Source organism: Clostridium oceanicum, from assembly GCF_039521385.1.
Taxonomy (GTDB): Bacteria; Bacillota; Clostridia; order Clostridiales; family Clostridiaceae; genus Clostridium_F; species Clostridium_F oceanicum.
The window spans coordinates 59609-75401 of the sequence record NZ_BAAACG010000003.1; the positions used below are offsets into that span (position 1 = coordinate 59609).

General features: G+C 26.5%; 8 protein-coding genes. 3 read left to right on the forward strand and 5 right to left on the reverse strand.

From position 1 onward, the window contains the following. Nucleotides 1–46: 46 nt before the first annotated feature. A complete protein-coding gene (locus ABDZ71_RS02045; protein ID WP_343758354.1) occupies nt 47–676 on the reverse strand; it encodes a redox-sensing transcriptional repressor Rex in 630 nt (209 codons plus the stop codon). Between the two features lie 200 nt (nt 677–876). Between ABDZ71_RS02045 and abc-f the strand changes: the two genes are divergently transcribed. After that, the gene (gene abc-f, locus ABDZ71_RS02050) at nt 877–2802 is read left to right on the forward strand and encodes a ribosomal protection-like ABC-F family protein (RefSeq protein WP_343758356.1); all 1926 of its coding nucleotides are present in this window, start codon (nt 877–879) and stop codon (nt 2800–2802) included. Between the two features lie 196 nt (nt 2803–2998). Here abc-f and ABDZ71_RS02055 read toward each other — a convergent pair whose 3' ends face one another. Both ABDZ71_RS02055 and ABDZ71_RS02060 read right to left on the reverse strand, forming a co-directional pair. Beyond that, nucleotides 2999–3769, reverse strand: a complete 771-nt coding sequence (locus ABDZ71_RS02055) for a LytR/AlgR family response regulator transcription factor (RefSeq protein ID WP_343758358.1) — start codon at nt 3767–3769, stop codon at nt 2999–3001. Then, entirely contained in the window at nt 3769–4947 is a 1179-nt protein-coding gene (locus tag ABDZ71_RS02060) for a LytS/YhcK type 5TM receptor domain-containing protein (protein ID WP_425544684.1), read from the reverse strand. Before ABDZ71_RS02060 ends, ABDZ71_RS02055 begins: the two co-directional genes overlap by 1 nt. 302 nt (nt 4948–5249) lie before the next feature. Here ABDZ71_RS02060 and ABDZ71_RS02065 point away from each other — a divergent pair, with 302 nt between their 5' ends. Continuing rightward, nucleotides 5250–6674, forward strand: coding sequence for a carbon starvation CstA family protein (locus ABDZ71_RS02065; protein ID WP_343758362.1), 1425 nt, complete (start codon nt 5250–5252; stop codon nt 6672–6674). Between the two features lie 172 nt (nt 6675–6846). Beyond that, nucleotides 6847–8700: an asparagine synthase (glutamine-hydrolyzing) gene (gene asnB, locus ABDZ71_RS02070; RefSeq protein ID WP_343758365.1), complete on the forward strand. Its 1854-nt coding sequence runs from the start codon at nt 6847–6849 to the stop codon at nt 8698–8700. Between the two features lie 156 nt (nt 8701–8856). Here the strand turns inward: asnB and ABDZ71_RS02075 are convergent, their stop codons facing one another. Together ABDZ71_RS02075 and ABDZ71_RS02080 are read right to left on the reverse strand one after the other, a co-directional pair. Further along, nucleotides 8857–11781, reverse strand: coding sequence for an insulinase family protein (locus ABDZ71_RS02075; protein ID WP_343758368.1), 2925 nt, complete (start codon nt 11779–11781; stop codon nt 8857–8859). A 517-nt stretch (nt 11782–12298) separates the two neighbouring features. Continuing rightward, nucleotides 12299–15733, reverse strand: a complete 3435-nt coding sequence (locus tag ABDZ71_RS02080; protein ID WP_343758370.1) for a pyruvate carboxylase — start codon at nt 15731–15733, stop codon at nt 12299–12301. Between the last annotated feature and the right edge of the window lie 60 nt (nt 15734–15793).

The following is a 15793-nucleotide window of genomic DNA, read 5'->3' on the forward strand; positions in this document are numbered from 1 at the left end:
TTTTCAATTGTTAATACTATAACGATAAAGAACTAAGATATACTTTTTAGTTTTTATTTATTAAACAAGTTAATGTTAATAAACTATCGCTTAAGTGTACGTTTTCCACTACAACGTTATCCGGTACCGATAAATCAACTGGTGCAAAGTTCCAAATACCTTTTACTCCATTTTTAACAAAAATGTCACATACTTTTTGTGCATTTGTACTAGGAACACTTATTATTCCTATGTCTATAGAATTTTCTTGTAGGTATTCTGATAAATAATCAATATCATGTATCTCTATTTCTCTTATCTTAAGTCCTGTAAGTTTAGGATTTGCATCAAATAAAGCCTTTAAATTAAATCCTAACTTTTCAAATCTAGTATAGTTAGCTAACGCCTGTCCTATGTTACCTGCTCCAATTATCACAATATTATATGAATCTGACAATCCTAATATATTACTTATTTGACGATATAATTCGCTAACATTATATCCGTATCCTTGTTGGCCAAAATCGCCAAAGCAATTTAAATCTTGTCTTATTTGTGATGCTGTAAAACCAATTTTTTCACTAAGCTCTTTTGATGATATTCTATCCACATCATTGTTTAAAAGCTCTTGTAAATATCTATGATATTTAGGTAACCTTCTGATAACTGCCATTGAAATATTCTTTTTCTTTTCCATTACTACACCCCTTAATATCATCCTTTACAGTTTCTCTTATATATATTGTACCATATATTTTATAATTATACATTAATACTTCAAAATACCTTACTTATATATTATATTATTTATATCAAAAAAATCAAATATAAAAGTTTAATACTACACAATACTTCTATTCCATAGTAAAATAATATTTGTTAAGGAAGGTGAAACTGATGATAATATTAAGCTGTAAAAATTTAACTAAAATGTTTGGTATTGATTTAATTTTAGATAAAATAAGTTTTAATATAAATGAAGGAGATAAAGTTGGTCTTATAGGTCCAAATGGAGCTGGTAAATCCACTCTATTTAAAATATTAACAAATAATATGACTCAAGATAGTGGTGAAATTTTTCTAGACAAAAGTAAAACTGTAGGATATCTAGCTCAGCATTTATCTTTAGACTCTAATAATTCTATATATGAAGAAACTTTAACAGTATTTAATAAATTAATTAAGCTTGAAAATAAAATATCTGAACTAGAAAATTTAATGAATGAACCTTATGATGAATCTAAAAAAGATTATCATGAAAAAATAATAAAAGATTATACAACATATACAGATTTATATGTAAATAGAGGTGGTTATACTTATAAAGGAGAAATAAATCGTGTTTTAACAGGTCTTGGCTTTTCAGAAAAAGATTTTGATAAAAAAATAAGTATACTAAGTGGTGGTCAAAAAACTAGAGTTGCTTTATGTAAACTACTATTAAGAAATCCTGATGTGCTACTTTTAGATGAACCTACCAATCATCTAGACTTAGATGCTATAAGTTGGCTTGAAGAATATATAACTGCCTATAGAGGAACTGTATTAGTAATATCTCACGATAGATATTTCCTTGATAAAACTACAAATACAACTTTTGAGATTATAAATAAGCATTTGCATACTTATAATGGAAACTATTCTAAATTCATAGAACTTAGAAAAAAAGAATATGAAGCTGAATTAAAAGCTTATAATATTCAACAAGCAGAAATTAAAAGACAAGAAAAAATAATTGAAAAATATAAATCTTTTAATAGAGAAAAAAGTGTAAAAGCTGCTGAAAGCAGACAAAAGAGTTTAGATAAAATGGAAAAACTAGATTCTCCAGATAAAGAACCAGACTCTGTAAATCTTAAATTCGAAACTCAAATTAGAAGCGGAAATGATGTACTGCATATAGAAAATCTTTCTAAAAGATATGGAGAAAAATTATTATTTGAAAATATAGATATTGATATTAAAAGAAGTGAAAAAATCGCTTTAATCGGTGAAAACGGTAGAGGTAAAACAACTCTTTTTAAGATAATTATGGATAATTTACCTAAAGACTCTGGAATAAAAGTTGTTGGTAAAAATGTATTTATAGGGTATTATGACCAAGAACAATCTGACTTAGATGAAAATAAAACTATTATAGACGAAGTATGGGATTCTTTCCCTAAAATGACTACAACAGAAATCAGAAATGCTCTAGCAGCTTTTCTTTTCACTGGAGATGATGTATTTAAAAAAATACACTCTTTAAGCGGTGGAGAAAAATGTAAAATAAATCTACTAAAACTTATGTTATCAAAATCTAATTTTCTATTATTAGATGAACCTACTAATCATTTAGATATTATGTCTCGTGAAGCTCTTGAATCTGCTATATTAAACTATAACGGTACAGTACTTGTAATATCTCATGATAGATATTTTTTAAATAAAGTTATAAATAAAATATATGAATTAAATATAGATGGTATAAATCAATTTTTAGGTAATTACGATTACTACATTCATAAAAAAAATAATCCTAATAGATTTGAATGTGAAACAATAGAAGATGACTCTTCTTGTAGAAAAACTAAAACTCAAATTCAGCATGAAAAGAAAAAGAAAAGAGAACTAAAAAAACAAGAAAAAGAAAAAAAATTAAAAATCAAAAATTTAGAAAGTGATATAGAAAATTTAGAAAGTGATATAGAAAGTTTACAACAGCAGCTTTGCTTAGAAGAAGTATATTCAAATCCTGATAAAAGTGAAAAAATAAATAAAGAAATATTAGAAAAACAAAATTTATTAGAAGAATCTTATTCAAAATGGGAAGAATATATGTAAAAAATTATTTTTTAAAGCATATAAAAATACTATTAATATTATTAATTTCTATAATATTAATAGTATTTTCATTATACAAAATCTAAATTCACATTACTTTTTTATAATAAAAATTGTAAACCTACCTACTTATATATATTAGTAGCATAAATATTAAAATTTAAAATATTTCTCTTCCCCTTAAATTGCTTCAAAATTATATATGAAGAACTTTCTTTATCTTTTTTACATTATTCCTACTTATAGGTATTTCTGATCTTTCATTATTTTTCATTATTATCTTATAAGTCCCATTAAACCATGAATATAATTCCATTATATTATCAATATTAACTATATAACTTCTATGAGTTCTAAAAAAATCAGTCTTACTTTCTATTTCCTTTAAAGTATTATGAGTAATATATTCTTCACAATTAGTCTTAACATAAGTTTTATCCCCCATTGTATAACAATAAAATATATCATTTGTATCTATTAATATTATTTTTCCATTATGTTCACAGGGTATTTTTTTAAAGGCTTCTTTCTCTTTTTCTAATTTATACAATATTTCATTTAAAACTTCTGGTACTTTTTCTATAGATTGATTTTTACTTTCTATTTTTTCTTTTAATCTATTTATAGTCATATCTATTCTTTTATCATCAAAGGGCTTAAGAATATAATCTAAAGCTTCTACTTCAAAAGCATTAACAGCATATTCTTCATATGCAGTTATAAATATTATTTCTATATCTTTATTATATTTTTTTATTTTTCTTGAAACATCCAATCCATTTTCTAAAGGCATATTTATATCTAAAAAAACTACCTGTGGATCATACTCTATTGTCATATCATAAGCTTTTTTCCCATTATTTGCTGTATCAATTATATTTATGAAATCATATCTAGACAATATAAATTTAAGTTCTTCCACAGCTGGCTTTTCATCTTCTGCTATAATAACACCTATTTTATCCATTAAAACACCTCCTTAGGTATAGTGAATTTTATAATAGTACCTTTATTTACTCTGCTACTTATTTGAAATTCACATTCTTCTCCATATAATAGTTTTAGCCTTTTATTAACATTTGATAACCCTATTCCTGGCCAATTTTTCAAAACAAACATCAATCTTTCTTTAGTCATACCTACTCCATTGTCCTCTACTTCAAATAAAACCTTTTCTTTCCTATCTAACACACGTATAAAAACATCTCCACCAGATTCTTTTTCTAATATTCCATGTTTTATAGAATTCTCTATTAAAGGTTGTAATATAAAAACAGGCATTTTTATATTCATCATATTATCTTCTATGTCTATATGTATTCTTAGTCTCTCTTCAAATCTTGCCTTTTCTATAGCTAAATATGATTTCAAAAATTCTATTTCATCTTTTAATCCTATAAAATCTTCTTGCCTATTTAATGTCTGTCTGAAATAATTTGAAAGATTCAATATAAGTTCTCTAGCTTTTGATGGATTAATTCTACAAAAAGAAGCTATAGTATTTAATGCGTTAAATAAGAAGTGAGGGTGGATTTGAGCTCTTAAAGCTTTTATTTCAGCTTTTGATGCTTCTTTAGCTAATTCATTTAATTCATATTGTTTTTTAGTATTTTTTATTATATTTATAAATATACCTACTCCAATAGAATTAATAATAATCATAGGTAACGCTATAATTTGTTCTAATCTTAAAGCATCTTTATATGGGGTAGATAACCCAAGTATTATAATCATTTGAAATAGCTCTGCAACAACTCCTGCTATAATACCTCTAATAATGCTAAAATCATTATTTTTGTGTTTCAATCCAAAAATACCACCTATAAATCCTTCTCCTATAGTAGATACAGCACAAGCTACTGCAGTATATCCTCCCATAAGATATCTATGAGTTCCAGCTATAGCCCCTACAATTACTCCTATAACAGGTCCTCCTATATATCCTGCAACTATACTTCCTATAGGTCTAGTATTAGCTAATGCAGAACTTTGCACATCTACTCCTGTATAAGTACCAATAATAGACAATAAACTAAAAAATACTATCATTATAATTTTATTTTTTTTATCAAACTTATATTTTATTAGATTTTTAAATGTTTTAGTTTGGCTATATAAATAAGCTGATAAGCCTATAAGCGACATACTTTCTAATAATTGGATATATAGCATAAACCTCTCCCTAACCTAACATAATTTATATAAATAACTTTTATTACATTAATAGATTATACAACAAAATACACAATAAAAATACATTTAACTACTGTTATTTGTCAAACAACTTATTTTTTTTACACATTAATGATATTTTTGTACATTTCATTAGAATTCTATTAATTAAAATATAAATATGTAATATTATAAAGCTGAACTAATAATATTTTATTTATGTGTTATCGCACATGTAATCGATTTAACAAAATTTGCTAGGGAGGTATTTTAACATGATATCATTTTTTATTTCATTAATAGCTTTAGTAATTGGCTATTTTGTTTATGGTAAAATAGTAGAAAACGTATTCGGAGCAGATGAAACAAAAGAAACTCCTGCAGTAAGATTAGAAGATGGAGTTGATTTTGTAGCATTACCTGCTTGGAAAATATTTATGATTCAATTTTTAAACATAGCTGGATTAGGCCCTATATTTGGTGCTATAGCTGGTGCTTTATGGGGACCTGTAGCATTTATATGGATTGTATTTGGTTCAATATTTGCCGGCGGTGTACACGATTACTTTTCAGGAATGCTTTCAGTAAGACACGATGGTGCTAGTATCCCTGAAGTAGTTGGTAAATATCTTGGAAACGGATTCAAACAATTTATGAGAGCCTTTTCTGTACTACTTTTAATTCTTACAGGTGTAGTTTTCATAATGGGACCTGCTGGTTTATTAAACACTTTAACTGGAACAAATAAAGTTGTATGGATATACGCAATATTTGCTTACTATCTAATTGCAACTATGCTTCCAATAGATAAACTAATTGGTAAAATTTATCCTCTATTTGGTATTTGTTTACTTGTTATGGCTATAGGTGTAGGTACAAGTTTAATCGTTAATGGCTATCATATTCCAGAAGTAGCTCTTACAAACTTGCATCCTAAAAAATTACCTATATGGCCATTAATGTTTGTAACTATAGCCTGCGGTGCTATATCTGGTTTTCACTCAACTCAATCTCCTTTAATGGCTAGATGTATAACTAACGAAAAACAAGGAAGACAAATTTTCTATGGAGCTATGATAGCTGAAGGTATATTAGCATTAATATGGGCTGCTGCTGCAATGACTTTCTTTGGAGGAACAGCAGAACTTGGTACTCAAATGGCAGCTCATGGTGGACAAGCATGGGTAGTTAATGAAATTTCTAATTCTCTACTTGGAAAAGTAGGAGGAATAATGGCCATACTTGGAGTTGTAGCTTGCCCTATAACATCTGGTGATACTGCCTTTAGAAGTTCTAGACTTATAGTTGCAGATCTTTTAAAATATGAGCAAGGACCTATAAAAAATAGACTAGCTATAAGCGTTCCTTTATTCTTAATAGGATTTGTACTAACTAAAATTAATTTTGATGTAATATGGAGATATTTCGCTTGGTCTAATCAATCTTTAGCTACTATAGTACTATGGACTGCTGCTGTTTATCTTTGCTATAAACATCAATCACACTTAATGGCAAGTATACCAGCTACATTTATGACAGCTGTTTCAGTAACTTATATTTTAGTTGCACCAGAAGGATTTAAGCTTAGTACATCAATAGGATATCCAATTGGTATAGCTGCTGCTTTAATAATTTTTGGATTCTTCTTAAGTAAATCAAATAAAATAAGTTCTAAAAGTAACGAACAAAAAGCTGCATAAAATATAATCACTTAAAAATACAATAATTATACAGATTATAAATTAAATAACTTTACATGTAAAAAAAGAACTAGTATATAGTTCTTTTTTTACTTTTTCAATACAACTTTACCTTACCTCTTATATGTTAGTAACGTACTATAAATATATAAATTTAAGGGGGTATTCCAATTTGTGTGGATTTATAGGATTTTTAAGTAATACTAATATTAACTCTGAAAATAAAAATAACTTAACTAATATGAGCTCTATCATAAACCACAGAGGTCCTGATGAATGTGGTGAATATATAGATGACAATATAATTTTATGCTTTAGAAGACTTAGCATAATAGCATTAGATTCAGGTAAACAACCTTTCAGTTATGACAATAATAATTACAAACTAATATTTAATGGTGAAATTTATAATTACATAGAACTTAGAGAACAAATAATTAAAGATAAAAATATAACCTTTTCTACTGATGCAGAAGGAGAAGTCATTTTAGCCTATTACAAACATTATGGTAAAAGTTTTGTATCAAAGCTAAGAGGTATGTTTTCTTTTGTAATATGGGATAAAATAAATAATAAAATAATTGGAGCAAGAGATCCTTTTGGAATTAAACCATTTTACTACTCAGAATCTTCTAGGGGCCTATACTTTGGATCAGAATTAAAAAGTTTCACTAAAAATAAAGAAATATACAAAAAAGAAATAAATAGCAAATCATTACATGATTATTTAACATTTCAATTTGTTCCAGAACATAATACCATGTTTGAAAATATAAAACTTTTAAAACCGGGACATATATTAGAAAAAAAAATTAACCAAAAAACTAAATTTGAAGCTTACTGGACTTGTAAATTTGACCCTATCTTAAAACCTCAAGCTGAAAAAATTAAAGACATAAAAAAAGCTTTAGAGGAGTCTGTTAAATTACATATGAGAAGTGATGTTCCTGTAGGATGTTTCTTATCTGGTGGTATAGATTCTACAATAATAACAGCTCTATCAGCCAAAATAAATCCTAATATAAAAACATTTACTATAGGATTTAAAGATGAAGGTTATAGCGAAATTGAACTTGCTAAAAAAACTGCTGAAAATCTTGGGGTAGAAAATATAAATATTACAATCTCGCCTGAAGAGTATATGGAAGCCGTTCCAAAAGTTATCTGGCATTTAGATGGGCCTGTAGCTGATCCTTCTGTAATTCCTATATATTATATTTGTAAAGAAGCAAGAAAACATGTAACAGTTATGTTATCTGGAGAAGGTTCTGACGAGCTCTTTGGAGGATATAATATTTATAGAGAACCTAATTCCCTAAAACTTTTTAAACACCTTCCTACACCTTTATGTAAAATTTTAAAATATATATCCACTATATTTCCTGAAGGAATGAAAGGTAAGAGTTTTCTAGAAAGAGGTACTACTCCTATTGAGAAGCGTTATTTAGGAAATGCAAAAATATTTAAAGACCATGAAAAAAAACCTTATTTAAAATCTTATAATAAAAATTATACCTATGATTTAGTTACAAAACCATTATATGATAAATGCAAAAATTATAATGATGTAACAAAAATGCAATACATAGATATTAATACATGGTTAAAAGGTGATATTCTTGTTAAATCAGATAGAATGTCTATGGCAAATAGCTTAGAACTTAGAGTTCCCTTTTTAGATAAAGAAGTATTTAAAGTAGCTTCTACTCTTACTTTAGATGAAAAAATAAATGAAAAAACAACAAAATATCTTTTAAGGGAAAGTTTTAAAGACATATTGCCTGAAGATACTGTATCAAGAAAAAAATTAGGTTATCCTGTTCCTATACGTAAATGGTTAAAAAAAGAAATGTATGATTGGGCTTTAAATATAATAAAAAATAGTAAAGCAGATGAATATATTAATAAAGAAAAAGTAATAGAATTACTTAATAAACATAAAAACGGTAAAATTGATTATAGCAGAAAACTATGGGTATTAATTACTTTCATCATATGGTATGAAAAATTTATAGAAGAAGTTTAGAAAAAAAAGGGATAACTTTCTGTACATTAAAATTACTTATTTGTAAACTAATAATTTAATTAAAACTTATATTTTACTAATAATAAGGTATTAGGTGAATTTCTTTGTTAAGTCACCTAATACCTTTAATTTAAGTCTATCTTATATAACTATATGTTAATCAAATAAGTTAACTATATAGTCAAACTGATCTTTGTTATCTTCTATTTTATCTTCATTTCCAAGTACACATATATATCCATCTTTCATAGTATCTTTAAGCATTGGTGTAAAAGCTTTTAAAGTATTTTTATTTGTACTTAAAATAGCTCTTCTTTCATTTTGAATATCTTCATAAGACACTTTTCTCATATAATTTTCTGTTGCCTTTTGTCCTTCTTGAGATGGAGTTAAAGGCATATCAACATCAGATATAGTTCCTATTATATACTTAGTCATTTCTCTATCATTTACATTGACATCTTTTAAATGTGTAGAAATACCATCGTATGCATCTAATGTTTCTTTTAAGTTTGGATCTCTATATGAAGCAAAGAACATATTTCCATTTCTTATAAATCCACTAAAACTTCCATAGGCTCCTCCTTGTACTCTAATCTTATTCCATAAATAATCATAATTTATTAAACTTCTAAGAACCTGTAGTGAACCACTATATTCATAACCTAATTTTATAAAATTATATCCTTTAGCTACATATTGAACCTTTGAGGATGTAGTAAAACCTTCATTTTTATTAAACTTAAATTTATATTTATTGTATTTTAAATTTTCTTCATTTAGTCTATCTATTAATGGTTTAATTTCTTTTTCAAATCCACTATACTCACTATCTTCACAAGTTATACTAATAAGTAGATTATTTTTGTTAAATATTTTATTATATATATCTGCTAATACATATCTTATATTTTCAAACTGACTATCAAAATTTTTATCTATATCGCATATAAATTTGTAAAAACCTATACCTGATAACATTTCTTCATATTTTCCTGAATCAGAAAAATATGAGAATAATCTTTTAACAGCAACGCTGTGACCTCTATCTAGCATTACCATTTCTAATCTAGATTTTAATTCCTGTATAACTTCTCTTATCTTATCTTTTTCTGTAAATTTACTATTACATATTACTTCACCTATTAATTCAATTAAATGATTTAATTTTGTTGATAAGCATTTAGCTTTAACAGCTAACATAGGATTATATCTATCTGCATTACCCTTTTCACTAAAAGTTTCAGTAGTATATTTTATTCCACCAGTATTTATATTAATCTCATTAGAAAGCTCATCATAGTTGTATTTTTCTGTACTAACTCTTCCTAATATAGATGATAGCAATGCTATATATGGTATATCTTCTTGCTGTACACAGGTAGTATTAAAATATAAATTTACATAAGATATTTTATTTGTAAAAATCTTATGATGTAATGTTTTTATCTTTTCTATACTCTTTTCTTCTAATGCTAATTTTTTTGAATTCTTATCTATATCATCAATAGAAAGTAAAGGTATTTTGTTTAAATCTTCTTCTGAATCTTTTGTAGTCTGTCTTTTTTGTAGCTTTTTAGTATTTTCTATTAATTTTTCTATCTCAGAATTTGATAAACTATTTTTATAGTTTGCTAATTTTTCTTTTATTTTCTCTTTTCTTTTTCCTTCTAATCCTTTTTTAGGTTTTATAGTAACAATAGAACAATGTTTATTTTGGATTAAATATTTTTTTATTAAATTTTCAAAGTATCTATTATCTACAGATTCTTTTATTTTTTTTAATATATGTTCATACTCTAAATGCATATATGGATTCTCACCATAAAGCCAACTGTCCATGCATTTTATATTATATATAAGACCCTTTGGATACCCTTGATAGTCTGCTTCTCTTAAATTAAATTCTTTTATATTTATAGCAGATTCTATTAGCTTTTTATCTATTCCCTCTTCTACTAATCTTTCTAAAGTTTTTAATATTATATCTTTAAATTCTTCTTTTTTATCTTCATTAGAATTTTTAGCAATAACACTAAATGTAGGTTGTAAAACACTATTATCATACATTCCAAAAACATCTTTTCCAATTTTAGAATCTATTAATGCTTTCTTTAAAGGAGAAGAAGAAGTTTCTAATAATAAATATTCTAATATTTCTAAGGCTAAATATAATTCTGTATCTTTAGATTTTCCTACTGAATAATTTAAACTTAAATATGTTTTGTCTTTTTCTTCTTCACTGTTTGATATTGGATATTCATAATCTAAGTATTTCATATTGTCAAAAGGTTCTTGAAAATCTATTTTTGAATCTACATCTATTTTATTAAATCCATCTAAATAATTTTCATTTATAAATTGTAATTTATCTAAAATATCCATGTTACCATACAAATATATGTAACTATTAGAAGGATGATAATATTTTTTATGAAAATTTAAAAAAGCTTCTTGAGTAAGATCTGGTATAGAATCTGGGTCTCCTCCTGATTCTACTCCATAAGAATTGTCTGGATACAAGGATTCTTGTATTTTTCTAAACAATATAGAATCTGGTGAAGAAAAAGCTCCTTTCATTTCATTATAAACTACACCTTTATACTGTAAATCATCTTCTTTATTCTCAATTTCATAATGCCATCCTTCCTGCATCATTATTTCAGGTGATTTATATATATTAGGATAGAAAACTGCATCCAAATAAACATCCATAAGATTAACAAAATCTTTATCATTCTTACTTGCTATAGGATACATAGTCTTATCTGGAAAAGTCATAGCATTTAAAAAAGTATTTAAAGAGCCTTTTATAAGTTCTACAAAGGGTTCTTTAACTGGAAATTTTCTTGAACCACAAAGTACTGAGTGTTCTAATATATGTGCTACCCCTGTACTATCTTTTGGAGGAGTTTTAAAGCTTATAGAAAAAACTTTATTATCGTCATTATTATCTAAAAATAGCAACTTAGCTCCACTTTTTTCGTGAATAAATATTTGTGCTACTGAATTTACTTCTTTGATTTCTTCTTGGTTTAAAAGCTTAAAACCGCTATATATCTTACCTATCTCTAATTTCATAAATATTAACTTCCCCTTTCACAATTTTTTTCATATATATGTATTATTTTCATATAGTGATAATAATTATACCATATAATAAAAAAACAATTATAATAACATAATTATATAATTAACAAATAAATCTCATTTAAAGAAAATATACCAATAATTTATATTAATTTTTTTAGACTAATAGGGAAAAAAGCCTTAAAACTTAATATTTTTTATCATTTTTTTACATTTCTTCTTGTTAATGTTTTGACAAATCATTTATACTGCTATATAATATACCTATAAACAGACAATCTAGTAAAATCCATTATAAACTTCCCATAGTGAAAAGCACCGTTTACTTTTTCGTAAACAGTGCATTTTTTTTATCATAAATTAAAAAGATACAATTAACATAAAACTATTACTTATAAACTAGTTATTTTGAAGTTAGTAAATTTATAAATCTTATTTAAATACATAAAAAAAGCATACAATGAGTAAAAGATATAAAAACTTTCACTCATATATGCTTTTTATTTTATTATTCTAATTCTATTAGAAGTTGACCGGATTCTACTTGTTCTCCTTCTTTTACTAGTATATTCTTAATAACTCCATCTAAACTTGAAACTACATTAGTTTCCATTTTCATTGCTTCTATAACTAGTAGACTGTCGCCTTCTTTTATCTCGTCTCCTTTATTAACTAGAACTTTTATAACACTTCCTGGTATACTAGCTCCTATATGCTTTTTATTAGAACTATCTGCTAACTTAACATTATCTTCTGTATTGTTACTAACCATTAAACTTGATTTGTCTTTGATTTTAATCTCTCTTCTATTACCATTTATCTCAAAAACTATAGTTCTATTACCTTTGCTATCTACTTTACCTATTTGTGATAATTGAATAATTAATGTCTTACCTTCTTCTATTTCAATTTCACAAGTTTCACCTTCATATAAACCATGGAAGAATATATCACTTCCCATTTTACTTAAATCTCCATATTCCTTTAAGAAATCTAAGTACCCTTCGTATACTCCTGGGTATAAAGCATAACTTATAGCATCCTTTTCTGTAGGATCAATTTTATATTTTTCTTTTAAATGCTCTTTTATCTTTTCAAAATCTTCTTCAGGAAGAAGTTCTCCTGGTCTACAAGTTATAGGCTTTTCTCCTTTTAAAACTAGTTTTTGTAGTTTTTCTGGGAAACCACCTATAGGTTGCCCCATCATTCCTTTAAAATATGAAACTATTGAATCTGGGAAAGCCATATTCTTTCCTTTTTCATATATATTTTCTGGTGTTAATTCATTTTGCACCATAAATATAGCCATATCTCCTACTACTTTAGAAGATGGAGTAACTTTTATTATATCTCCTAGCATTTGATTAACTTTCTTATACATTTCCTTAACTTCATCAAATTTGTGTCCTAATCCAAAACTTTCAACTTGTGGTTTAAGATTTGAATACTGCCCTCCTGGTATTTCATATTTATATATTTCTGTAGATCCAGATTTTAATCCTGATTCAAATTGAGTATACACAGGTCTTACTGCTGTCCAATAATTTGAGAGTTTTTGTATTTCATCTAAATCAAATTTTGTGTCTCTTTCAGTATTAGAAAGAGCTGCAACTACTGAATTTAATGCTGGCTGACTTGTAAGTCCTGACATTCCATTAAAAGCAGTATCTACTATATCTACACCTGCATGTGCTGCCATAAGCACTGTAGCTACTCCATTACCTGTAGTATCATGTGTATGAAGATGTATTGGAATAGATATTTCATTTTTTAATGCTTTTATAAGCTTTTCTGCTGCATAGGGTTTTAAAAGTCCTGACATATCTTTTATTCCTAAAATATGTGCTCCTGTTTTTTCTATATTTTTAGCTAAATCTACATAATATTTTATGCTATATTTATCTTTTTTCTCATCTAATATATCTCCTGTATAACACATACAAGCTTCTGCTACTTTACCTTGATTTAAAACTTCATCTATAGATACTTCCATACCTTTTAACCAGTTTAAAGAATCAAATATTCTAAATACATCTATGCCAGAGTCTGCTGATTCTTTTATGAATTTTCTTATAACATTGTCAGGATAGTTTTTGTAACCAACACCATTAGATCCTCTTATAAGCATTTGGAATAATACATTAGGAATTAATTTTCTAAGCTCTTTTAATCTATCCCAAGGAGATTCTTTTAAGAATCTATAGGCAACATCAAATGTTGCTCCTCCCCACATTTCCATAGAAAACAAGTCTTTTCCAAGGGCTGATTGAGCTTTAGCTATTTTAAGCATATCTATAGTTCTCATTCTTGTTGCCATAAGAGATTGATGAGCATCTCTCATACTTGTATCTGTTAAAAGTAGTTTTTTCTGTGATTTAATCCACTTTATTAATCCTTCTGTTCCTTTTTCATCTAATATATTTTTAGTACCATCTAAACTTATACTTTCATCTATAATAGGAATTTTAGGAACATCAAATTGTTTTTTTATACCATGAGTTTCATTTACTACTTTTTCTCCTATGAATTTTAATAATTTTAATTCTCTATTTTTTCTTGCTTTTATATCAAACAATTCAGGATTATTTTCTATAAAGTTAGTATCACATTTACCTTCTGCAAATGTTTCATGGTTTAACACATTAATCAAAAATCCTATATTAGTTTTTATTCCAGATATTTTAAGTTCTTTTATAGATCTTTTTGATTTTCTTATAGCATCTTCAAAAGTCCTTGACCAAGCTGTAGTTTTAACTAATAAACTATCATAATAAGGACTTATTACAGACCCTGTAAATCCATTTCCACCATCTAATCTTATTCCAAAACCAGAACCTGTTCTATAATCTTCTATCTTACCTGTATCTGGTGCAAAATTATTAGATGGATCTTCTGTAGTTATTCTACATTGTATAGCATATCCTCTTGTTTTTATATCTTCTTGAGATTTAATTCCAATTTCATCTGAATTTAATTTATATCCTTCTGCAATTAAAATTTGGCTTTGTACTATATCTATACCTGTAACCATTTCTGAAACAGTATGCTCAACTTGAATTCTAGGATTCATTTCTATAAAATAATGATCTCCTTTTGTATCTACAAGGAATTCTAAAGTACCTGCATTACAATAATCAACTGCTTTAGCTATCTTTAAAGCATCTTTACATATTTCTTTTCTTTTTTCTTCTGAAAGATATAAAGATGGTGTAAACTCTATTACCTTTTGATGTCTTCTTTGTATAGAACAATCTCTTTCATATAAGTGAACTATATCACCATGTTTATCTCCTAATATTTGAACTTCTATGTGTTTTGGATTTTCTAAATATTTTTCTATAAATATATCATCAATTCCAAAAGCTTTTCTAGCTTCATTTTTAGCGCTATTAAAAGAAGATATTAAATCTTTTTCTTCTCTTACTATTCTCATTCCTCTTCCGCCGCCACCAGCTGCTGCTTTAAGCATTACTGGATATCCGCACTTGTTTGCTATTTCTAAAGCTTCTTTTTCTGAAGTTATAGCTTTTTGTACTCCTGGTATAGTAGGAACTTTTACTTTCTCAGCTATAAGTTTAGATTTAATTTTATCCCCTAATTGATCCATCATTTCTGAAGTTGGTCCTATAAATTCTAATCCTGCTTCTACACATTTTCTTGCAAACTCAGAGTTTTCTGATAAAAAACCATAGCCTGGATGTATAGCATCTACACCTTTGTTTACCGCAAGACTTATTATTTCATCAATGTTTAAATAAGCTTCTATAGGTCCTTTATTTTTTCCTATTAAATATGCCTCATCTGCTTTAGTTCTAAATAGAGAAAATTTGTCTTCTTCAGAATATATTGCAACAGTTCTTATACCTAATTCATTACAGGCTCTAAATACTCTTATTGCAATTTCTCCTCTATTAGCAACTAAGACTCTTTTGAATTTCTTCATCTCTAAATTTCATCCCCTTTTCCAGTAAATATTGCATAATCATTCAACCATATATTACTA